Genomic DNA, 23,152 nt, shown 5'->3' on the forward strand with positions numbered 1-23,152 from the left:
TAAATAGGACTATTTCCATGTCTAAGATCTTCGATTTTGTAAAACCTGGTGTTATTTCTGGCGACGACGTACAGAAAGTATTTGAAGTAGCAAAAGAAAACAAATTTGCTCTTCCTGCAGTAAACGTAGTTAACACTGATTCAATCAACGGTGTTCTAGAAGCTGCTGCTAAAGTTAAAGCTCCAGTTGTTGTTCAATTCTCTAACGGCGGTGCTGGTTTCTTCGCTGGTAAAGGCGTTAAACTTGAAGGTCAAGGTGCTCAAATCCTTGGTGCTGTAGCTGGTGCTAAATACGTTCACGCTGTAGCTGAAGCTTACGGTGTTCCAGTTATTCTTCACACTGACCACGCTGCTAAGAAACTTCTTCCATGGATCGACGGTCTACTAGACGCTGGTGAAGCATTCTTCGCTGAAACTGGTAAACCTCTATTCTCTTCTCACATGATCGACCTTTCTGAAGAGTCTCTAGAAGAAAACATCGAAATCTCTGGCAAATACCTTGAGCGTATGGCTAAGATGGGCATGACTCTAGAAATCGAACTAGGTTGTACTGGTGGTGAAGAAGACGGCGTTGATAACTCTCACATGGACGCATCTGAGCTTTACACTTCTCCTGAAGATGTTGCATACGCATACGAGAAACTAAACGCTATCAGCCCACGTTTCACTATCGCTGCATCTTTCGGTAACGTACACGGTGTTTACCAAGCTGGTAACGTTGTACTTACTCCAACTATCCTACGTGACTCTCAAGCATACTGTGCAGAGAAGTTCGGTATTGCACCTAACGCTCTAAACTTCGTATTCCACGGTGGTTCAGGTTCTTCTGAAGCTGAAATCCAAGAGTCTATCGGTTACGGTGTTATCAAAATGAACATCGATACTGATACACAATGGGCTACTTGGGACGGTATCCGTACTTACGAAGCTGAAAACCGTGATTTCCTACAAGGTCAAATCGGTAACCCAACTGGCGAATCTGCGCCAAACAAGAAGTACTACGATCCACGCGTATGGCTACGTGCTGGTCAAGCTTCTATGGTTACTCGTCTTGAGAAAGCATTTGCTGACCTTAACGCAATCGACGTACTATAATTTTTTATTATAGACAGCTCGAATTGAGTTAATAAAAAACCGCTAATTAGCGGTTTTTTTATGTTTGTAAAAAGAGATTAGAGGCGAGAGTATAGGGACGAGTCTTTTTACTCGAAGCTAAGCGTTCTTGTCCCTAGTACCTAAGTGACTTCTAATAAAAAAGCAGCCTGTAATACAGACTGCTTTTATCGTTTCTTGAGCTAAGCATTCTAGTTAGCTAAGCGTATAGATATTATTTCTTCTTTTTCTTCGGTGCTTTTTTCTTCGCTAAAGCAGCTTTCTTCTTCGCATTTTTCTTCTGTTTATTTTTGAAAACAGGTTTTTTATGCTTAGGTTTTAGCCCTTCGATGAAGCGTTCTTTAATGATGTCATCTTCTTTGATGTAACGACCTACACGCTCCATCATTGGTTGATCATGCGCTTCAATTAAAGATACCGCATTACCTTTTTTACCAGCACGAGCGGTACGACCAATACGGTGTAAGTACACATCAGCAGTACGTGGCATGTCAAAGTTGATAACGTGTGAAACGTCAGGTAAATCAATACCACGAGCAGCAACATCTGTCGCAATTAACACGTTTACTGTTCCGTCACGGAAGCGAGCAATTGCGTTATTACGGCTTTCTTGAGCCATTTCACCTTGAATCCAAGCACAAGGGATCTTAGCTGTTTCTAAGTGACCACGAAGTTCCGCTAAACGTTCACGTGTTTTTACGAATACAATTGAGCGTTCAGCTTGCTCTGTTAAGATATTTTTTAACAGATCAATTTTATGAGCCATGTTGTCAGCACGGTGGTACCACTGAGTGATCTTTTTACGCTCACGGCGTGATGGCTCTGCATTAATCTCTGCTGGTTCATTCAGTAGGTCTGCAGTAAAGCCTTCTACGCCACGACCTTCTAATGTCGCTGAGAATAAGAAGGTTTGCTTACGCCAGCGGCATTCTTTAGATAGACGGTCAACAACAGGGCCAAAACCCATATCTAACATGCGGTCTGCTTCATCAAGAATAAGGGTTTCAATAGCTCGGCAATCAAAGCGCTCAGCTTCAATGTACTCCATTAAACGACCAGGAGTTGCTACAACGATATCTTGAGTAGTTGCTAAAATATCAGCGTGATCTTGGTAGCTAATACCACCTGTAATCGTAAATACTTTATGACGAGTATATTTTGCTAATTGACGAGCTTCATCAGCGACTTGAATTGCTAATTCACGTGTAGGCGTCAGGATAAGAATACGAGCAGGTCCTGGTTCGCGACGAGGGAAGTCATCTAAGTGCTGAAGAGCAGGTAATAAGAATGCAGCAGATTTACCTGTCCCTGTTGGTGCAGAAGCAAGGATATCTTTACCTTCTAATGCTTCAGGGATAGTCATAGCCTGAACTTGAGTTGGACGTTGATAATCTATCTCCTCAAGAGCACGCAATAGGTTAGGTGATAGATCGAGGTCAGCAAACGTTTTGATCACTGTTGATTCTCCGTTCAGGTATGAAATTTTAAAAATATAGTGTCAGCCGGACATTATAGTGATCCATCTCTAATAAATCACCGATCTTTTAATCCATATTGAGATAAAACGTTCTAGTTAACTTAATAAAGTCGTCGCTATACCCATTTCCGTCGTGAATTGTGAGTGTACTCTCTTGATAAATATGAGGAAAAAGAGATAGCTCGATAAGAAGGCGAGTAGGAAATTTTTTTTCAGTAGTTTTTACTTTTGTTATTTTGGTTAAATGAAAATCATCGTTTTTAGCCACTTTAATAAAAAGTTCACCTTCAAATACTGGAAGAATAAAGCTAGCACGACCCGTTGGGGAAATCAGTGTTTTACAGTGTTGTAATAGTTTGTCAAAAGGAAGGCTATCTGTATGTCGAGCGGTAGAACGTTCACCTTTTTGTGATTGTTCTCCATTATTAAAATAAGGAGGATTACAAATAATAGCGTCATATTTATGAGGTGCTTGGTAAGTAAGAAAGTCATGATGAATAAGAGTGAGTCGCTCTTTCCATGGGCTTTGACAAAAATTTAAACGAGCAACGTCAGCGGCGATTGGCATTAATTCTATGGCATCAATGTGTGCATCTGAATTTCTTTGTGCACTCATTAGGCTTAATAACCCCGTTCCAGCACCTATATCTAATATTTGGCTACACGCACTAATATCTGCCCAAGCACCTAATAGCACCCCATCAGTACTAACTGGCATTCCACATGAACCAATATCGATATGAAATTGTTTGAAAGTAAAGCTTTTGCTCATAATAGGCCTATTGGGAGATGGTTGTTAATTTTGTAATTAAGTTGTTAACTGGTTTATTGTTCTATTTGGGATCTATTGTTAAATGTTTTTATACTTACCAGATATTCTGTTTGCGATTGCTTAAATAGATTAATAATCTAGTTTTTAACTAATATTTAACTAGATTATGGTGTTTTACGCTAAGGTATTGCGAACTTGTGATAATTTGTTCATTATTCTGGAAGATATATCATATATAGATATAAAACATAAAATTAAATACACACAACATTATACAAGGGTTTTATTGTGAAACAGTCATTAAAACTAGCCGATATCATTGCCGTTGGCTTTATGCTTTTTGCCTTTTTCTTAGGCGCAGGCAATATTATTTTCCCACCAATTGCTGGCCAAATGGCTGGTGAGCACGTTTTTGGTGCAATGAGTGGATTTTTAATCACAGCTGTTGGTTTACCATTATTAACTATCATTGCTATTGGTGTCTCTGGTGGCTCTTGGCAGCACCTAACACGTGACCTACCTCCTAAAGTAGCAATGATAATGGCAATTTTAATGTTTGTTATTATTGGTCCTGCTTTTGCTGCTCCTCGAACAGGTTTGGTGGCATATGAAATGGCAGCGAAACCATTTATCGGAGCGGATGCAGGTCAATTTTCACTGACTCTATTTTCAATTGTATTCTTCTCTATCGCAATGTTTTTTGCATGGTCTCAAGGTAAATTGATTGACACTATTGGTAAGTTTTTAACGCCAGCATTGTTCATTGGGTTAATTGTGCTTGCTATTGCTGTATTCGTTAATCCTCAAGGTGATATTGTTGCTGCTACAGGTAAGTATGTTGATAGCCCTCTAACAACAGGATTTTTTGAAGGTTACAATACAATGGATACGTTTGGTGCCTTAATGTTTGGTATTTTGATCATCGATGCATTGAAGAGCAAAGGTATTACAGAGCATAAAGCGACAACTAAATATTTAACGATTGCTGGTTTAATTGCGGCATCGGGCTTAGCTTTTGTGTACGTATCATTATTCTACTTAGGTGCAACGTCTAGTACGGTTGCAGCAGGGGCTGATAATGGTGGGGCAATACTAACAGCTTATACTCATGCATTGTTTGGTACTTCTGGGCAGACGGTATTATCTGTTATTGTATTAATTGCTTGTTTAACAACGGCTATTGGTCTGATTTCAGCTTGCGCAGATTACTTTAGCTCAATCTGTAAAGTGACATATAAGTCTTGGGTTATTATTGTTGGTGTAGCATGTGCAGTAGTTGCTAATGTTGGATTAACTCAGCTAATTACGCTTTCGGTTCCTGTATTATTCTTACTTTACCCGGTAGCAATTGCATTAGTTGTGTTGGCTTTTATTCGTAAAATGATGCCAAATCCACAATTAGCTTATCGTGTCGTTATTTCTGTTGCGACGTGTTTTGCGATATTAGATGCTGCGAAAGTTGCTGGTGCGGATATGTCTGCTTTCTCAATGTTACCAATGTTTGACCATGGTATGGCTTGGGTGATTCCAACATTTGCTTCGATGATCATTGTTCGTTTTGTCGGTAAGAAAGAAGACGAATTAGTGACTGAAAATGCATAATTTTAGGGACTAGAGACTAGAGACTATAAGAGCGAGTATAACTGTTTAAGTTCACTCGCTCTTTTCTTTTATAGTAATGCAGTGCTCTAGCTAGCAAAGCGTATCGTTTCTAGTTCTAAAGTGACTCGTGATATTCTACTAAAACCTGCTCACACCACTGCTCAATACGCTCATCACTTTTATCATACTGACTGTCTTCATCTAGAGCTAAACCAACAAAGTGAGATTCATCTTCAGTTAATGCTTTTGATGCGTCGAATTGGTAACCTTCATTTTTCCAATAGCCAATGAATTTAGCATTCGTTGCTTTTAATTCATCATGTAATAAGCCCATGGCATCTAAGAACCATTCACCGTAGCCTTCTTGATCGCCAAGACCAAATAATGCAATTGTTTTTCCATCTAGAGATAGGCCATCTAACTCTTCCCAGACGGCTAACCAATCTTCTTGGATTTCACCAAAATCCCATGTAGAGATCCCAAGTAATAAAAGATCGTAATCATTCATTGTGGTCACTGGTGTCTCTTTAATATTAAAGACATCAACAAGATCCTCTCCAATAAAAGCTCTGATTTTTTCAGATGCCATTTCGGTATAACAAGTTGAAGAACCATAAAACAGACCGATTTTCATTTTCATTACCTTAACGATGAATAAATATAGAGTTAGTTTACCGTAAATGATTATTAAAATTAAACTTGCATTTAAAGTGGGTAAAATTGTTTAATACTGTAATTCTAACCAGTGTTTTCTGGAATGTACGTTAAGTGGTAAGTAGATGAATAATGATATGGCATTAATGGAGCGTTTTTAGATACCATGTGGATGGAGCGTGGCCTGTCTGAAAATACGTTGGCTTCATATCGAAACGATTTAGTGAAGTTGTTGCAGTGGTTAGAAGATAATCACTATAAATGTGCTTCTATTTCAGCGATGGGACTTAATGAGTTTCAAGCTTATTTAGTTGATAAAGAATATAAACAAACTTCTCGAGCTCGAATGCTGTCTGCATTACGTCGTTTTTTTCAGTATTTACATCGTGAAAAAATCCGCGGAGATGATCCCACAGCATTACTTGCTAGCCCTAAATTACCTCAACGCTTACCAAAAGATTTAAGTGAAGAGCAAGTTGATGCGTTGCTTAATGCTCCGAATGTCGAAGATCCTCTAGAGCTTCGAGATCGAGCAATGTTAGAACTACTTTATGCAACAGGTTTACGTGTTACTGAGCTAGTTAGCTTAACCATGGAAAATGTAAGTTTACGCCAAGGTGTTGTACGAGTTACTGGTAAAGGTGATAAAGAACGTTTAGTCCCAATGGGAGAGAATGCCGTAGATTGGATTGAGCAGTTTTTAACTCATGGTCGTCCAATGCTGCTTGGTGAAAAAAGTTCGGATGTCGTGTTTCCTAGTAAACGAGCAAAACAAATGACTCGTCAGACATTTTGGCACCGAATTAAGCATTATGCTGTTATTGCTGGTATTGATTCTGATAAATTATCGCCACACGTATTGCGACATGCTTTTGCTACACATCTTTTAAACTATGGCGCAGATCTCCGTGTTGTACAAATGTTGTTAGGACATAGTGATCTTTCAACAACACAAATATATACTCATGTAGCAACGGAACGTTTGAAGCAAATTCATCAAGAGCATCACCCTCGCTCATAATTGAGGGAACTTCTGGTGGTTTAAAAACTCTAAACTTCAAATCTTCTACAATTACATTTTTTATAGGTACCCTTATGTCATTTATTCGCCGAACTAGTGCGATGATCATTGCTTTAATGAGCGTAGTTTCTTTTACTGCATGTTCAGATGAACAAGCAAAAAACCAGGATGCGTCACCTTCTGCTGTTGAGGCTGCTCAACCTGATGCAGAACAAGCTATTACTCAGCGACTAACGACTTTAGGTTTGCCTGTAGAAGCTATCCATGATTCTGAAGTAGATGGTTTTAAACAAGTTGAAACACCGTTTGGGATTTTTTACGTATCTTCAGATGGTAAGCATTTTATTCAAGGTCGAATTTTTGAGTTTGATGAAAATGGCGACATGAAAGATTTATTAGCTGCTCGTTTTGCTAAATTGGTGGATAGCCAAAGCGAAAATATGATTGTATTCCCAGCTAAAAACGAAAAACACGTTATTACTGTATTTACAGATATTACTTGTGGTTACTGTACAAAACTGCATAAAGAGATGAAAGACTATAATGATGCGGGTATTACCGTTCGTTATTTAGCATACCCTCGCCAAGGCTACCAAGGATCAGTTGCTGATAAAATGGCTCAAATTTGGTGTGCTGATGATAAACAGCAAGCAATGGAAGATGCAAAATCAAATCGTCCAATTAATGGTTCAAAACCTGCAACTGCAGAGTGTAAAAACATCATTAAAGAACAGTATTTATTAGGTAGAAAGATGGGTGTAAATGGAACACCAGCAATCGTTCTTCCAAGTGGTGATCTTGTTCCTGGATACAAACCAGCACGAGAGCTTCTATCTGATTTAGAAAAATAATTCAGTAAAGCCATTCATTTTAATCCCCGTATATGCGGGGATTTTTTTATTGAAAAACTAGGTGAAATTCATGATTGAAGTGAAACGTCGAACAGTACCATCCTCAACTCAACTTCCTGATTCGATACCTCCGATTTTGCAGCGAATTTATGCAGCGAGAGGGATTACATCAAGCTCGCAGCTTGAGCGTGGTGCAAAATTTTTACTATCATTTCAATCAATGCACGGTATTTCTAAAGCTGTAGATATCCTAGTTGAAGCAATTCAAAAGCAAACTCGTATTATCGTTGTTGGGGATTTTGATGCCGATGGTGCAACCAGTTCAGCATTATCTGTAATGGCATTTCGTATGATGGGAAGTCAAAATGTCGATTACTTGGTGCCTAACCGATTTGAAGACGGCTATGGCTTGAGTCCTGATGTTGTGGATCAAGCAAAAGAGATGGGTGCTGAGATCATCATGACCGTTGATAATGGTGTTTCATCCATTGATGGTGTTTTGAAAGCAAAAGAATATGGTATGCAAGTTGTGGTAACGGATCATCACTTACCTGGTGCTCATTTGCCTCTTGCTGATGCGATTGTAAACCCTAATTTAGAGGCGTGCGCATTCCCATCTAAATCTTTAGCAGGTGTAGGTGTTGCCTTTTATTTAATGCTTGCTATTCGTGCTCGTCTTCGTGAAATAAATTGGTTTGAAAAACAAAATATAGCGATACCGAATTTAGCTGATTTACTTGATTTAGTTGCGCTTGGGACTGTGGCTGACTTAGTTGCTTTGGATGAAAATAATCGAATTCTTGTTCATCAAGGTATTCAACGCATTCGCGCTGGTAAGTGTCGACCAGGGATCCAAGCGCTGATTGAAGTGGCTAACCGAGTTCCATCACGTATTGTTGCTTCTGACTTTGGGTTTGCGTTAGGCCCAAGAATAAATGCAGCGGGTCGTTTGGATGATATGTCATTTGGCGTTGAGCTTTTAATGTCAAATAACATTCATGCCGCTCGTCGTATGGCGGCAGAATTAGATTCATTAAATCAAACTCGAAAAGAAATTGAGCAGGGCATGAAAGAAGAAGCCATGGCTATTTGTGAGCGATTAGAGTTTGGTGCTCAAAGTGAATTGCCTTTTGGATTGGTGTTGTTTCAGCGTGATTGGCACCAAGGTGTTATTGGTATTTTGGCTTCACGTATAAAAGAAAAATATCATCGTCCTGTCATTGCTTTTGCTGACGGTGGTGATGGTTTTATTAAAGGATCATGCCGCTCTATTGCAGGCTTTCATATGCGTGATGCATTAGATTTGATTGATACTAGAAATCCAGGCCTTATTTTGAAATTTGGTGGACATGCTATGGCTGCTGGATTAACCATTAAAGAGGCGGATTACAAAAAATTCAGTCAAGCTTTTGATGATGTCGTCCGTGAGTCGGTAGAAGAAGAAGCTCTTAAAGGGATTATTTTATCTGATGGTGCACTAACACCAGAAGAATTTACATTAGGTACGGCTGAAATTATCCGTGCGGGTGGACCATGGGGACAAGCTTTTCCTGAGCCTATTTTTGATGGTGAATTTAAAGTATTAAACCAACGTCTAGTGGGCGAAAAACATCTTAAATTAATGTTAGAGCCGATTCACCGTGATTTTCCAACCAATAAAATGGTTGATGCTATCGCATTTAATATTGATGTTCGCCGTTGGCCAGATGCTTCAGTTCAAAAAGTAAAGTTAGCTTATCGACTCGATATTAATGAATTTCGTGGAAATCAGACCTTACAGCTTATGGTTGAGAACATTGAACCACTTTAATTCATGAATAATCCGTAAAACACGTTAATTTTCACTGAACAACTCATTAAAAAAGACTTAATGAGTTGTTATGTTTATGGTCTAGTTGCAAACAGATAGGCCTTATTTTTCTTTGGGAAGTTAAATAAAAAACGTTTTGGTGTGATGTTTTTTACACCATTTTCTCAATCTTTATTGTTCTTGCTTTCAGAGGGTGAAATACCTCGATTTCTATCACACTTTTGGTTAAAATCTCTCGGTTATTTTTTATTCGGCGATGATAAAACACCATGTTCGAAATTAATCCTATTAAAAACCGTCTCCAGGATGTGTCTGAACGCACAAATATCCTGAGGGGTACCTTTGACTATGACGCTAAAAAAGAGCGTCTAGAAGAAGTAAATGCAGAGCTAGAACAACCGGATGTATGGAATGAACCTGAACGTGCACAAGCACTAGGTAAAGAACGTGCATCACTAGAAGCTGTTGTTGAAACCATTGATCTTTTAGATCAAGGTGTTGAAGACGTAGATGGCTTACTAGAACTTGCGGTTGAAGAAGAAGATCAAGAAACCTTTGATGAAATTGAACCGGAACTGGCTGAGTTAGAAGCTAAGCTAGCGAAACTTGAGTTTCGTCGTATGTTCTCTGGTGATCACGATGCTTCTGACTGTTATATCGATCTTCAATCAGGCTCTGGTGGTACAGAGGCTCAAGATTGGACTTCTATGATGCTGCGTATGTATTTACGTTGGGCTGAAGCAAAAGGCTTCAAAGTAGAAGTTATCGAAGTATCAGAAGGTGAAGTTGCTGGTCTTAAAGGCGCAACAGTTCGTATCGCTGGTGAATACGCTTATGGTTGGTTACGTACAGAAACTGGTGTTCACCGTTTAGTTCGTAAATCGCCATTTGATTCTAGTGGTCGTCGCCATACTTCATTTGCATCTGCATTTATTTATCCAGAGATTGATGACAACATTCAGATTGATATCAACCCTTCTGATTTACGTATTGATGTTTACCGTGCTTCTGGTGCGGGTGGTCAACACGTAAACACCACCGAATCTGCGGTACGTATTACTCACGTACCAACAAATATCGTTGTTCAGTGTCAGAATGACCGTTCTCAGCATAAGAACAAAGATCAAGCAATGAAGCAGTTACGTGCGAAATTGTTTGAGTATGAGTTGCAAAAACAAAATGCTGAAAAACAGGCCAATGAAGACGCTAAATCTGATATCGGATGGGGCAGTCAAATTCGCTCATACGTATTAGATGATTCACGCATTAAAGATTTGCGTACCGGTGTAGAAAACCGTAATACGCAAGCCGTTTTAGACGGTGATTTAGATAAATTTATCGAAGCCAGCTTAAAATCTGGATTATAAGAAAGGGTTCATTATGACTGAACAAGTACAACTAGATGAAAACAAACTGATTGCTGAACGTCGTGGTAAATTAGACCATATTCGTCAAGCATGTAAAGCTAATGGCCACCCAAATGACTTCCGTCGTGATAGCCTAGCGGGTGATCTTCAAGCTGAATTTGGTGAAAAGACCAAAGAAGAGCTAGAAGAACTGAACCACGTTGTTGCAATTGCTGGCCGTGTTATGGCTAAGCGTGGTCCTTTCTTATTGATTCAAGAAGTATCTGGTAAGATCCAAGCTTACGCAGCAAAAGAAGTTCAAAAAGAACTAAAAGACAAATACCAAGGTTTGGATATCGGTGACATCATCGGTGTTAAAGGTGCACTTCATAAGTCAGGTAAAGGTGATCTTTACGTGAACATGGAAGAGTATGTACTGCTAACAAAAGCATTACGTCCATTACCAGAAAAATTCCATGGTTTAACAGACCAAGAGATGCGTTACCGTCAACGTTACGTAGATCTAATCGTAAATGATGACTCACGTCATGCATTTATCGTTCGTTCTAAAGTGGTTGCTGCCATCCGTAACTTCATGGTTGATAAAGGCTTCATGGAAGTTGAAACTCCTATGATGCACGTTATCCCTGGCGGTGCTTCTGCGCGTCCATTCGTAACGCACCATAATGCTCTTGATGTTGATATGTACCTACGTATTGCTCCTGAGCTTTACTTAAAACGTCTAGTTGTTGGTGGTTTTGAACGTGTATTCGAAATTAACCGTAACTTCCGTAACGAAGGTCTATCTCCACGTCATAACCCAGAATTCACAATGATGGAATTCTACATGGCGTATGCAGATTACAACGATCTAATGGACCTTACAGAAGAAATGCTATCTACAGTAGCAACATCTGTTTTAGGTAGCGACAAAATGCCTTATGGTGAGCACACGGTTGATTTTGGTGGCAAATACGCTCGTATGAGCATGTTAGATGCTATCAAACAATACAACCCTGATCACGCAGAGATCCAAGCGCTAACGTATGAAGGCGTTAAAGATCGCGATCTAATGGTATCTATTGCTAAATCTGTACATGTTGACGTTGAAAGCTTCTGGACATGTGGTCAGCTTCTTGAAGAGATCTTCGGTGAAACGGCTGAACCTAAGCTAATGCAACCTACATTCATTACTGAATACCCAGCAGATATTTCTCCATTAGCACGTCGTAACGATGACAATGATTTCATTACTGATCGTTTTGAATTCTTCATTGGTGGTCGTGAAGTAGCAAATGGTTTCTCTGAGCTGAATGATGCACAAGATCAAGACGAGCGTTTTAAAGCGCAAGTTAATGCTAAAGAATCTGGTGATGATGAAGCTATGTACTACGATGCAGACTACATCACAGCTCTTGAGCATGGTTTACCACCAACAGCTGGTCAAGGTATCGGTATTGACCGTTTAGTTATGCTATTAACTAACACGCACACAATTCGTGACGTTATTTTATTCCCATCAATGCGTCCACAAGCGTAATAAAGAATAAATAAACATGATGAAAGAGCGGCTAATTAGCCGCTCTTTTTTTATTTATCTTACTTAAAGCACTAAAAATGAGAAAATAACTACACTTTTTTATCAATTGACTTAATTTTTACAATTCAAATTAATAGTCATGTAACGGTTAAAAAGTAATAAAAACCCTTTTTTTTATGCAATAAATCTTCTCTAATCTCATATTTGATTCAACTATTTCTTTAATATGTTAACTGTCATTTATTTATTATGCTTAAGATGTATTTTTTTTGTTAAAAGGATGACGCGCATCTCATTTGTGAGACGAGATAAGGTCTTAAAACCTGTATAGTTGCAACTAAGAAACATTTTAAGTTGGTTTAGAAATAAGAATTTAGAGGTAGTGTTATGGGTACTCAATTTCGTATGGATTCGGTTCCAGGCTCTTTAGTTGTTGTAGGTGGCAGCTATGAACCTTGGTTAGCCGTTTTAGAACAAGTAGGTTGGCGTTGTCATCGTTGCTATGATCTTCGAGCAGCTCAAGCTCTGTTTGACGAGATTGGGCCATGTATTGGTATTGTTGATTTAAGCCAAGATGATTTTAGTCTTAATGGCATTGCAACGTTAGTTAATAACAATAAGCAAGTTCGCTGGATGGCTTTCATCCGTGAATCTCAGCTAAGTTCAGATACTATTTGCCAGTTTATTGTTAACTTCTGTATTGATTTCTTCACTGCACCAATTCCTGATGCTCAATTATTAAGCACGATTGGTCACCAATTGGGTATGCTTAAGTTAGAACGCAAAGTATGGCCAAATATGGGGAATAAATCGGATCTTGGTATCTTGGGTGAAGCTCCAGCTGTTAAGCGCCTGCGAGATCAAATCCGCCGTGTTGCTCCAACAGATGTTTCTATTCTTATTTCTGGTGAAAGTGGTGTAGGTAAAGATGCAGTAGCAAAAGCGGTTCATGAATCTTCTGGTCGTAATAAAGGCCCATTTGTTTCATTAAACTGTGGTTCACTATCTGAAAATAAAATTGAACAAGAATTGTTTGGTTCTCACTCTTCGTCACCAGAAGAATCTAAATTATTCCAAGCCAATGGTGGTACATTATTTTTAAATGATATTAATGATTTGCCAGCTAGTCAGCAGCAACATCTATTACGATTCTTACAAGAAGGTAATATCGAGACTGAAAAAGGTTTTGTTGATTTAGATGTTCGAGTGATTGTTGCAAGCCACATCGATTTAGAAAAAGCGATTGAAGAAGGCAGCTTTAAAGAAGAGTTGTATTATCGCTTAAATGTATTGCGTATTCATGTACCATCTCTAAAAGAGAGAAGTTCAGATATCTCGGTTTTAGCAGAGCATTTCTTACAGCGTTATGCAAAAGAGTACAATACACAAGCAAGAACGTTCTCAGAAGAAGCATTACAAACGATGTTGCATTATCAATGGCCTGGTAATGTACGTGAGTTAGTAAACCAAGTGAAACGTGCTGTATTACTTGCAGATAGCATGACGATTGATCTTGAACACTTAGACTTACCGCAACGCAGTGAAACAAAACGCAGTTTGCGTGTTATCCGTGAAAACTCGGAGAGAGATGCGTTATTAATGGTATTAGAATCTCATGATGGCCAAGTTTCTTCAGCTGCAAAAGAATTAGGTGTTTCACGAGCAACTATGTATCGTTTATTAAATAAACATAATTTGATTTCTGAGCCGAGAAGCTATAGCTAATCGAACCCTTATTGAAGAATAGGCTTACCTTGAATTAGGTAGGCCTATTTTTTTAGCTGAAGAATGAAGTCAGTATCGAATGAGTAAATTGAGTTTTTAAATAAAAACCGCGGGGTAGCGTTTTTATAGGTTGTCCATTTTCACCATATGCCTCAGTCAGCGCTTGGCTGTTTGCTGCTTTAGGTCTTAATTGAAGAACTTCGCCATGTTTTGCTGTAATTGACTCAACCTTACCGAGCACAATTAAATCCATCAATTCTTCCCAATCTTGTTTTAACTGTCGTTCTTCTTCCACAGAAGGTTGCCATAAAACTGGATATCCGACATGACGATCCCCGACAGGGATCTCTCGCTCGCCTTCTACAGGGATCCATAATACGTGAGCCAGTTTATGACGAACATGAGACTCTTCCCATTGTAAGCTGTGTACGCCTGTTAATGGAGCGACACAAACAAAAGTCGTTTCTAATGGTTTACCTGTATAGCTGATTGGAATGGTTTTTAGTTCTACACTAAGATCGATGAAATCAGGTAAAGGTTTACTGCCAGCTGAAGCTCCTAAATGCCATTCTAATAATTGACCAACCCAGCCTTTATCTCGCTTTAAATTTTCAGGCACAGGGATGCCGGCCTGCTCTGCCAATTCAGATAGCGTATAGCCTGCAATACTTTCTGCTCGTTGTAATAATTCATCAATAGTATTTGGTGGTGGTAAGCTCATAAAGACTCTTCAACATGATTGAATGAATAGATTATCATATTATCAACATTATTTTTTGACCTAATTTGGATCTTAGTAAGTTATCCACAATAGTGTATATATTTTATCCGTTACTTATTTTTCTGGATCCATATACAGTGCTTTAATTTTGAATAACTCATTGACTTTTAGTTCTTATACTTAATCAGATAGCCTTAATTGTGGGTAATTAGGTTGTTGGTGGATCTTTAATCAATCTGTGTTTATATTATCCAATCACTTTTTAGTGGAAAAGATCAAGGTAAAGATCTTTGCTTTAACTTGTTGGTTTTATTGTTTTTTGTTTGTTTGGTGCTTTTGTTTTTATTTTGTATTTAAAGAGCTAACTTTTACCGTTTATGATTTATTTTTAGCTTCTACACAAAGTTATACACAGAAAAGGTGAATAAATGTGGCTTATATCTCATTGTTGTGTTGATAAGTTAAGCAGTGATTAAAAGTTATTCAGAAAATTAGGTTATTTTGGTAAAACGTGACAAGAAAGCGTGATCCTGTTTGCTCAAAGAGCCGATCTGTGAAAAAATCAGAGTCAATATAAGTTTATGATGAGGTCATCCAGTGATAGATGGCGATGGTTTCCGCCCGAACGTCGGGATAGTGATATGTAATAGCCATGGTCAAGTATTCTGGGCGAAGCGATACGGACAGCATTCGTGGCAATTTCCGCAAGGTGGTATTGATGATGGTGAGACTCCAGAACAAGCCATGTACCGTGAATTATACGAAGAGGTAGGTCTGACAAAAAATGATGTTCGTATTTTAGCAAGCAGCCGTCATTGGCTACGATATAAATTACCGAAACGTCTAGTTAGATGGGACTCTAAACCTGTTTGTATCGGACAAAAACAAAAATGGTTTTTGTTACGCTTAGAATGTGATGAATCCAAGGTTAATATGCAAAGAGATCGCTCGCCTGAATTTGATGGTTGGCGATGGGTAAGCTACTGGTACCCTGTAAGACAAGTGGTTTCATTTAAGCGTGATGTTTATCGTCGAGCACTAAAAGAGTTCGCGGTGATCGCTATGCCGTTTAAGGAACGAAAATTTAAAAGGAAAGGTAAAAAAGGTTAAGCGGTCGATACCTTATATAACCTTAAGGATTGGCAAGCATGCTTACTCAACTCAGGGATATAGTTGATCACGTAGCTAAAGCGGAGTCTCTTGATGATGCTTTAGCGTTGCTCGTGAAAAATACTCGTCACTCTATGCATACAGAGTGCTGCTCAGTCTATTTGATGAGTAATGATAACCTGCGCTTAGAATTAATGGCGACAGAAGGACTAAAAGCGAAACCAAAAACCGTTTCATTGGGGATTGATGAAGGTTTAGTTGGATTGGTTGCGCGTAGTTGTGAACCGCTAAACTTAGCGAATGCTTCTGTACACCCTTCATATAAATACATTCCTAGTATTGCTGAATATAAGTTTAACTCCTTCCTAGCAACCCGATTATTTACCGACGCCAAAACCTTGGTGTGCTTGTTGTACAACAAAAGGAAAAACGTCAGTTTACTGAAGTCGAAGAATCCTTTTTAGTCACCTTATCCGCGCAACTTGCAGTTGTACTTGCTCATGCTAAAGCTCATGAAAGTTGGTCAACTCAATTACAACCCCAATCGATTGAACAAAAGCAATTCAAAGGTATCTCTGCATCAAATGGTGTGGCTATTGCTCCATTATGGTTTGACGATGCTCAACCAAGAATAGAATCCATTCTACCAAGTTCATGTCTTGATACAGAGCAAGAACAAGATCGTTTAGGTACTGCGGTTGAGTTAGCTTTAAAAGATTTCCGCCGAGCTAAAAAACGCTTTGAGCAAGAATTAAATACCGAAACGTTGGCTATTTTTGATCTTTTCACCCACTTATTAAATGATCCTATGTTGAAGGGAGATCTGAAAAAACAGATCAACCAAGGTGATTCTGCCGAGTGGGCATTGCGTCAAGTTATTGAGTCATACGCCGGGCGTTTTGAAAAAATGAGTGATTCATACCTCAGTGAGCGAGCGAATGATGTTCGTGAGTTAGGACAGAGATTACTTTATTTTTTAAATTATGAAGGTAAGTTAGAGCTGGATTTAGCTCATCCCGTGATTTTAGTGACGACTCAGTTAACGGCTTCTATGTTAGCGAGTGTTCCTCAAGATAAATTAAAAGCCGTTATTTCGCTTGAAGGTGCGGCAAACTCTCACGCAGCCATTTTATCAAGAGCGCTTGGTATTCCTGCAATTATGGGGGTGGAGTTTAATCCAACTCATTACCATCAAAACCTAGCTATTGTAGATGGCTATAGTGGTGCTCTATACATCAAGCCAACAGAAGCGCTAATTCAAGAATATACAGAGCTACAAAATGAAGAGTTAGCCCTTTCTGAATTAATCACTCAAGATCTTGATAAACCTACATTTACACGTGATGAGCATCAAATGAAAATTTATTTGAATGCAGGGTTAAGTGCAGATACGAGTATTGCTGTTAATCAGGGGGTTGATGGTGTGGGTCTATATCGAACTGAAATTCCTTTTTTATTACAACAGAGATTTCCATCAGAAGAAGAGCAGTACCTACAATACAAAACTATTTTAGAAACGTATCCTAAAAAGCCAGTCATTATGAGGACGTTAGATATTGGTGGTGATAAACCATTACCGTATTTACCAATTGAAGAAGAGAATCCATTTTTAGGTTGGCGTGGTATTCGTTTTACTTTAGATCATCCTGATATCTTTCTTCTGCAACTAAAAGCGATGGTTAGAGCAAATATAGGTAATGGTAATTTGTCCATTATGTTACCTATGATTTCAGGCTTACCTGAATTAAAGCAAGCAAGAAAGCTTATTAACCAAGCCTATGAAGAAGTGCTTGGTGAATCGGAAGGAGACTTTTCACAACCTCGTATAGGTATGATGATAGAAGTGCCTTCTATGCTGTATTTGTTACCAAGAGTTGTTGGATTAGTGGATTTTATTTCTGTAGGTACTAATGACTTAACTCAATACCTTTTAGCGGTGGATCGAAATAACGCACGAGTTTCACATGTTTATGAATCTTATCATCCCGCTGTGTTACTCGCATTAAAGCAAATTATTGATACGGCAAATCAATATAAATTGCCTGTTAGTGTTTGTGGAGAACTTGCAGGGGACCCAATTGGTTGTTTATTACTGCTTGGTTTGGGTTATCAAAGCTTAAGTATGAACACCTCTAACGTAGCCAAAGTAAAATATATTATTAGGCAAGTATCGCAGCAAGAAGTTGAACAATTAGTTGCGACTCTTTTACATCACGATGATGCAGAGCAAATTTTAACTGATATGATTGGCTTCTTTGAAGAGAAAGATCTCTCTGGGTTTATTCGAGCAGGCAGGTAATGACAGTGGATTTTGGTTCGCTTTTTGTTTTATATCTTTTGCTAGGTAGTATCGTTGGCGTAATGGCTGGATTACTTGGAATCGGTGGTGGTTTGTTAGTTGTACCGGCTTTATTGTGGTTATTACCTCAAGCGGGAATCGATAGTTCAATTGTAATGCAAATGGCATTAGGTACTTCACTTGCAACGATTATTTTAACTTCAACGTCATCTGCGTTGAACCATTTACGTTTAGGTAATGTCGAAGTAGCGCTTATTCGTAGTTTAGCTCCTGGGGTGATAGCTGGTGGTTTTCTTGGTAGCTACGTTGCAGAATTAATTCCAAGCCAATATTTACCAAAAGTATTCGGCGTTATTGTGCTTCTGCTTGCTTTGCAAATGCTATTAGCGCTTAAGTTGACTGCTACCAGAACTTTACCATCTCCACTTAAAATTGCCGCTTCAGGAAGTGTTATTGGTATTGTTTCAAGCTTAGCTGGAATTGGTGGTGGCTCATTAACGGTACCGTATTTAAGCTTTCATGGCATAGAGATGAGAAAAGCCATTGGCAGTTCTTCTTTGTGCGGTACATTGATAGCACTTGCCGGCATGATAGGTTTTATTCTTCATGGGGTACAAGTGACTAATTTACCTCCCATGAGTTTAGGATATGTTTATTTACCGGCATTATGCGGTATTGGTGTAACTTCTATTTTGACGACCAGAATAGGGGCAAAGTTAACATCGCATTTACCAACATCAACGTTAAAAAAAATCTTTGCCATATTTCTTGTATTTATTGGCAGTAAAATGTTTTTAGGATAAAGAGAGTAGTCATGAGTCAGGGGTATTTGAACTTCCCACATATTGATCCTGTATTAATTGAGATCGGTCCATTAGCGGTTCGTTGGTATGGATTAATGTATTTATTTGGTTTTATGTTTGCATTATGGCTTGCTAATAAGCGTGCAGATAAGCCAAATAGCGGTTGGACACGAGATCAAGTTAGCGACCTATTGTTTGCTGGATTTTTAGGTGTAGTGATCGGCGGTCGTGTTGGTTATGTGCTGTTTTATAATTTCGGCTACTTCTTAGATAACCCACTGTACTTATTTGAAGTATGGACTGGTGGTATGTCTTTCCATGGTGGTTTACTGGGGTGATCTCAGCAATGCTTTGGTATGGTTATAAGAATAATCGTAGTTTCTTTACGATTGCAGATTTCGTTGCACCATTAGTACCATTTGGTCTGGGAGCGGGTCGTTTAGGTAACTTTATGAATGGTGAGTTATGGGGACGTGTTACCGATGTGCCTTGGGCAATGGTGTTCCCAACTGGCGGTCCTTTCCCTCGACATCCTTCTCAGCTATATGAATTTGCCCTTGAAGGTGTTGTATTATTCCTTATTCTAAATTGGTTTATTCGTAAACCTCGTCCATTAGGTACTGTTTCAGGTTTATTCCTATTTGGATATGGTACATTCCGATTCTTGGTCGAGTATGTACGTCAACCAGATGCACAGTTAGGATTATTTGGTGATTGGATTTCAATGGGACAAATTTTGTCACTACCAATGGTTATTGGTGGCTTATTAATGATGCTTTGGGCATTTAAACGCAATTTGTACCCATCAATTGAGCAACCACAAAGTACGACAAAGAAAAAATAAGTTAGAATAGTTTTATAATATAGTGGCCTCTGAACTCATGAGGCCATTTTTTTAAGTTAAATTTTGAGAGAAATGACCGTGAAGCAGTATTTAGATTTATGCCAACGCATTGTAGATGAAGGAACTTGGATCGAAAACGAGCGCACAGGAAAGCGTTGTTTAACGGTGATTAATGCGGATTTAACTTATGATGTAGAAAATGGTGTTTTTCCTCTTGTGACAACACGTAAGAGCTTTTGGAAAGCGGCAGTAGCTGAAATGATTGGTTATATTCGTGGTTACGATAGCGCAGAAGACTTCCGTAAAATTGGAACAAAAACATGGGATGCGAATGCTAACCTTAACGATGCATGGCTAAACAACCCTCATCGTAAAGGTGATGATGACATGGGCCGAGTATATGGTGTGCAAGGTCGTTCATGGGCAAAACCAAATGGTGAGTTTGTCGATCAACTGAAAAAAATCATTGATGATTTAAGTCAGGGAATTGATGATCGTGGTGAGATTTTAAATTTTTATAACCCAGGTGAGTTTGATATGGGTTGCTTGCGTCCATGTATGTACTCACACCATTTTTCATTATTAGGTGATACGTTATACCTAAATAGCACTCAACGCTCTTGTGATGTGCCTCTAGGTCTAAACTTCAATATGGTTCAAGTGTATTTCTTATTAGCGATAGTGGCACAAATTACAGGGCATAAAGCAGGTAAGGCGTACCATAAGATTGTAAATGCACATATTTATGAAGACCAACTTGAACTAATGCAAACTGTGCAGCTAAAGCGTGAACCGTTACAAGCCCCAATCTTTAAAATAAACCCTGAGATTAAGTCACTAGAAGATTTAGAAACATGGGTAACTATGGATGACTTTGAAGTGATTGGCTATGAAAGCCACGAAGCAATTAAGTATCCTTTTTCTGTTTAATATTATTTATTAGATATAATAAAAAAGCCCCGAAGCATAACTTCGGGGCTTTTTTTATTCGTGTTTTTTAGTTTTAAACGGTTAGTGCTAATACACTACCAGGTAGGATGATAAATACAAAACCTAAATATCCAGCTACCACACTTCTGTTACGGTTAGCCATTTCAGCAATCCACTCAGCACCTTTAATTGGTAACTCACGTAAGAATGGCGTACCGAAGATTACTAGCGTTGCTATAACGTTAAAGCATAAGTGAACTAGTGCAATTTGTAGAGCGAATACTGCATACTCACCAGACACCGCTGTAGCTGCTAGTAGAGCTGTTACACAAGTACCAATGTTAGCACCTAGAGTAAATGGATATACATCGCGAACTTTAAGAACACCAGTACCAACTAGCGGAACCATTAAACTTGTCGTTGTTGATGATGATTGAACAAGAACCGTAACCGCAGTACCTGATGCAATACCGTGTATAGGACCACGACCGATTGCACTTTTAAGTAGTTCTTTTGCACGACCAACCATTAGGCTCTTCATTAACTTACCCATTAAGGTAATAGCGATGAACAAAATCGTAATACCAAGAGCAATCATTAGTAGACCACCAGTCATACTACCAAAGCTTGATAGTGGCTCTTGAATAGCACTGATTACCGGCTTTGTAATAGGCTTAATAAAATCAAAGCCTTTCATGCTCATATCACCAGCATTTAGTAGCGGAGATACTAACCATGCTGATAGTTTTTGGAAAATACCAAACATCATCTCTAATGGTAAGAAAATAGTTACCGCTAGTAGGTTGAAGAAGTCATGAACTGTCGCACAAGCAAAAGCACGTCTAAATTCGTTCTTACAACGAGCATGACCAAGACTTACTAGTGTATTTGTAACGGTTGTACCAATGTTTGCACCCATAACCATAGGGATAGCTGTTTCAACAGGTAAACCACCAGCTACTAATCCAACAATAATTGAAGTTACTGTTGAAGATGATTGAATTAACGCTGTTGCCACTAAGCCGATCATTAAGCCCGCAATTGGGTGAGCAGCAAATTCAAAAAGAACTTTCGCTTCTTGACCTACAGACCATTTAAAGCCTGTACCAACCATAGAAACGGCTAAAAGAAGAAGGTAAAGCATAAATGCTAAGTTTGCCCAACGCAGCATGCGCGAGGTATTGCTCATTGTTGCTGCAGAAATTGATTGGGTATTCATAGTAAAGCTCCGTACCGAGAAATTATGTTGTCGGTTTATTTAATCTGAAGCGATAGTAGATAACGAATATTTCAGAAATATTACAGTGAAAGAGAAAACTGTAATAAATGCGTCATATTCGATTGTTTGAATGAATGGGTGATTTTTACTATTTTTAAGTTATTGATATTAATGGTTTTGTGTGCGTTATTAGAAAATGGAATATAAATTATTTTTTGGGATTATTTTGTTCTATGTTTCGTTAGTATGACATTTTGAAGAATCTGGATGCGGAAAAAACGAATAATTTTGATATTTATATTATTTTTTACGAAGTGTTTGCTATTACTGTAATAAATGACGTATCTTGCTTAGAGCAAAATAATATTAACGATTATTGCAGTAATTCAGAACATGAGTGATAAAAGGATTCATAATGTCTCATTTAAACTATAACCATCTTTATTATTTTTGGATGGTATGCAAACAAGGTTCAGTAACTAAAGCGGCTGAGGCATTATTTCTTACTCCTCAAACCGTAACAGGTCAAATTAAAGCCCTAGAAGATAGACTTGATGGAAAGTTAACTAAACGTAATGGTCGTAATATTGAGCCTACAGAGCTAGGCCAACTTATTTATAAATACGCCGATCGTATGTTTGGTTTAAGTTATGAAATGCTAGATATCGTTAATTATAGTCAGCAAGCAAACGTACTGTTTGATGTTGGTGTTGCTGATGCGCTTTCTAAAAGGTTAGTTAGTAAGGTGCTTTCAACAACCGTTCCTGAAGATGCATCTATTCACTTACGTTGTTTTGAATCAACACACGAACTATTACTAGAACAATTATCTCAACATAAATTGGATATGATCCTTTCAGACTGTCCTGTAGATTCAAGCCAAAATTCAGGGTTATTCAGTAAAAAGTTGGGTGAATGTGAGATGAGCTTCTTTTGTTCAAAGGAACTTAAAGGAGTGACATTTCCTGAGGTATTAGAAAAACATAAGGTACTAATCCCAGGTAGTCGTACTTCAATGGGAAGAAAAGTGGTTCAATGGTGCGATCAACAAGGCGTGACTCCAAATATTTTAGGTGAGTTTGATGATGTTGCATTAATGAAAGCATTTGCTCGTGAAAATAATGCGGTTTTTTTAGCGCCTTCCGTATATATGAATGAAGCGGATTCTGATTTATCTTTACATAAGATTGCAGATGTAAGAGATCTAAAAGAAGAGTATTACGTCATTTTTGCAGAGAGAATGATACAGCACCCAGCGGTGAAAAGTATTTGTGAAGCAGACTTCTCGCATTTATTTGATTTTTAATTTGCAATTA

The 23,152-nt window shown here is 38.5% G+C and carries 17 protein-coding genes and 2 pseudogenes; 14 read left to right on the plus strand and 5 right to left on the minus strand.

The features are described from left to right. Positions 1-17: 17 nt before the first annotated feature. Positions 18-1,094, plus strand: coding sequence for a class II fructose-bisphosphate aldolase (fbaA, locus tag AAFX60_002270; GenBank protein XDF78046.1), 1,077 nt, complete (start codon positions 18-20; stop codon positions 1,092-1,094). A gap of 232 nt (positions 1,095-1,326) precedes the next feature. Here fbaA and srmB read toward each other — a convergent pair whose 3' ends face one another. Together srmB and AAFX60_002280 are read right to left on the minus strand one after the other, a co-directional pair. Then, positions 1,327-2,568, minus strand: a complete 1,242-nt coding sequence (gene srmB / locus AAFX60_002275; protein XDF78047.1) for an ATP-dependent RNA helicase SrmB — start codon at positions 2,566-2,568, stop codon at positions 1,327-1,329. An 88-nt stretch (positions 2,569-2,656) separates the two neighbouring features. After that, complete coding sequence (locus AAFX60_002280) at positions 2,657-3,361, minus strand: methyltransferase (GenBank protein XDF78048.1); 705 nt, start codon at positions 3,359-3,361, stop codon at positions 2,657-2,659. A gap of 288 nt (positions 3,362-3,649) precedes the next feature. Between AAFX60_002280 and brnQ the strand changes: the two genes are divergently transcribed. Then, positions 3,650-4,963, plus strand: a complete 1,314-nt coding sequence (brnQ, locus tag AAFX60_002285) for a branched-chain amino acid transport system II carrier protein (protein XDF78049.1) — start codon at positions 3,650-3,652, stop codon at positions 4,961-4,963. 115 nt (positions 4,964-5,078) lie between these two features. Here brnQ and fldB read toward each other — a convergent pair whose 3' ends face one another. Beyond that, on the minus strand, positions 5,079-5,597 hold the full coding sequence (fldB, locus tag AAFX60_002290) for a flavodoxin FldB (protein ID XDF78050.1): 519 nt from the start codon (positions 5,595-5,597) through the stop codon (positions 5,079-5,081). A gap of 186 nt (positions 5,598-5,783) precedes the next feature. On the opposite strand from fldB, the gene xerD reads away from it, so the two are divergent. The 6 genes from xerD to AAFX60_002320 all read left to right on the plus strand — a co-directional run bounded on the left by xerD (position 5,784) and on the right by AAFX60_002320 (position 13,910). Next, the gene (gene xerD, locus AAFX60_002295; protein XDF78051.1) at positions 5,784-6,638 is read left to right on the plus strand and encodes a site-specific tyrosine recombinase XerD; all 855 of its coding nucleotides are present in this window, start codon (positions 5,784-5,786) and stop codon (positions 6,636-6,638) included. A 74-nt stretch (positions 6,639-6,712) separates the two neighbouring features. Then, entirely contained in the window at positions 6,713-7,489 is a 777-nt protein-coding gene (dsbC, locus tag AAFX60_002300) for a bifunctional protein-disulfide isomerase/oxidoreductase DsbC (protein ID XDF78052.1), read from the plus strand. Between the two features lie 70 nt (positions 7,490-7,559). Beyond that, the gene (gene recJ / locus AAFX60_002305) at positions 7,560-9,299 is read left to right on the plus strand and encodes a single-stranded-DNA-specific exonuclease RecJ (GenBank protein ID XDF78053.1); all 1,740 of its coding nucleotides are present in this window, start codon (positions 7,560-7,562) and stop codon (positions 9,297-9,299) included. Positions 9,300-9,568: 269 nt separating this feature from the next. Then, entirely contained in the window at positions 9,569-10,666 is a 1,098-nt protein-coding gene (prfB, locus tag AAFX60_002310) for a peptide chain release factor 2 (GenBank protein XDF78054.1), read from the plus strand. 13 nt (positions 10,667-10,679) lie between these two features. After that, positions 10,680-12,185: a lysine--tRNA ligase gene (gene lysS / locus AAFX60_002315; GenBank protein XDF78055.1), complete on the plus strand. Its 1,506-nt coding sequence runs from the start codon at positions 10,680-10,682 to the stop codon at positions 12,183-12,185. Positions 12,186-12,572: 387 nt separating this feature from the next. Beyond that, complete coding sequence (locus tag AAFX60_002320; GenBank protein XDF78056.1) at positions 12,573-13,910, plus strand: sigma-54 dependent transcriptional regulator; 1,338 nt, start codon at positions 12,573-12,575, stop codon at positions 13,908-13,910. Positions 13,911-13,962: 52 nt separating this feature from the next. On the opposite strand, the gene mutH is transcribed toward AAFX60_002320, so the two are convergent. Then, positions 13,963-14,631 (minus strand): DNA mismatch repair endonuclease MutH, encoded by a 669-nt coding sequence (gene mutH / locus AAFX60_002325; GenBank protein XDF78057.1) that lies wholly within the window; start codon positions 14,629-14,631, stop codon positions 13,963-13,965. A 597-nt stretch (positions 14,632-15,228) separates the two neighbouring features. Here mutH and rppH point away from each other — a divergent pair. The 5 genes and pseudogenes from rppH to AAFX60_002350 all read left to right on the plus strand — a co-directional run bounded on the left by rppH (position 15,229) and on the right by AAFX60_002350 (position 20,617). Next, the gene (rppH, locus tag AAFX60_002330) at positions 15,229-15,741 is read left to right on the plus strand and encodes an RNA pyrophosphohydrolase (GenBank protein XDF78058.1); all 513 of its coding nucleotides are present in this window, start codon (positions 15,229-15,231) and stop codon (positions 15,739-15,741) included. Positions 15,742-15,779: 38 nt separating this feature from the next. Beyond that, positions 15,780-18,040 (plus strand): annotated as a pseudogene (gene ptsP / locus AAFX60_002335) (phosphoenolpyruvate--protein phosphotransferase). Beyond that, a complete protein-coding gene (locus AAFX60_002340) occupies positions 18,040-18,843 on the plus strand; it encodes a sulfite exporter TauE/SafE family protein (GenBank protein XDF78059.1) in 804 nt (267 codons plus the stop codon). Before ptsP ends, AAFX60_002340 begins: the two are co-directional and overlap by 1 nt. A gap of 11 nt (positions 18,844-18,854) precedes the next feature. Then, a pseudogene (gene lgt, locus AAFX60_002345) lies at positions 18,855-19,687 on the plus strand (prolipoprotein diacylglyceryl transferase). Between the two features lie 78 nt (positions 19,688-19,765). Then, a complete protein-coding gene (locus AAFX60_002350) occupies positions 19,766-20,617 on the plus strand; it encodes a thymidylate synthase (protein ID XDF78060.1) in 852 nt (283 codons plus the stop codon). A gap of 73 nt (positions 20,618-20,690) precedes the next feature. On the opposite strand, the gene AAFX60_002355 is transcribed toward AAFX60_002350, so the two are convergent. Next, positions 20,691-21,836 carry a Na/Pi symporter gene (locus tag AAFX60_002355; GenBank protein ID XDF78061.1) on the minus strand — a complete coding sequence of 382 codons (1,146 nt, stop codon included), beginning with the start codon at positions 21,834-21,836 and terminating at the stop codon, positions 20,691-20,693. 415 nt (positions 21,837-22,251) lie between these two features. Here AAFX60_002355 and nhaR point away from each other — a divergent pair, with 415 nt between their 5' ends. Next, positions 22,252-23,142: a transcriptional activator NhaR gene (gene nhaR / locus AAFX60_002360; protein XDF78062.1), complete on the plus strand. Its 891-nt coding sequence runs from the start codon at positions 22,252-22,254 to the stop codon at positions 23,140-23,142. The last annotated feature ends 10 nt before the right edge of the window (positions 23,143-23,152 follow it).

It is taken from the genome of Aliivibrio fischeri (assembly GCA_038993745.2).
Classification (GTDB): Bacteria; Pseudomonadota; Gammaproteobacteria; order Enterobacterales; family Vibrionaceae; genus Aliivibrio; species Aliivibrio fischeri_B.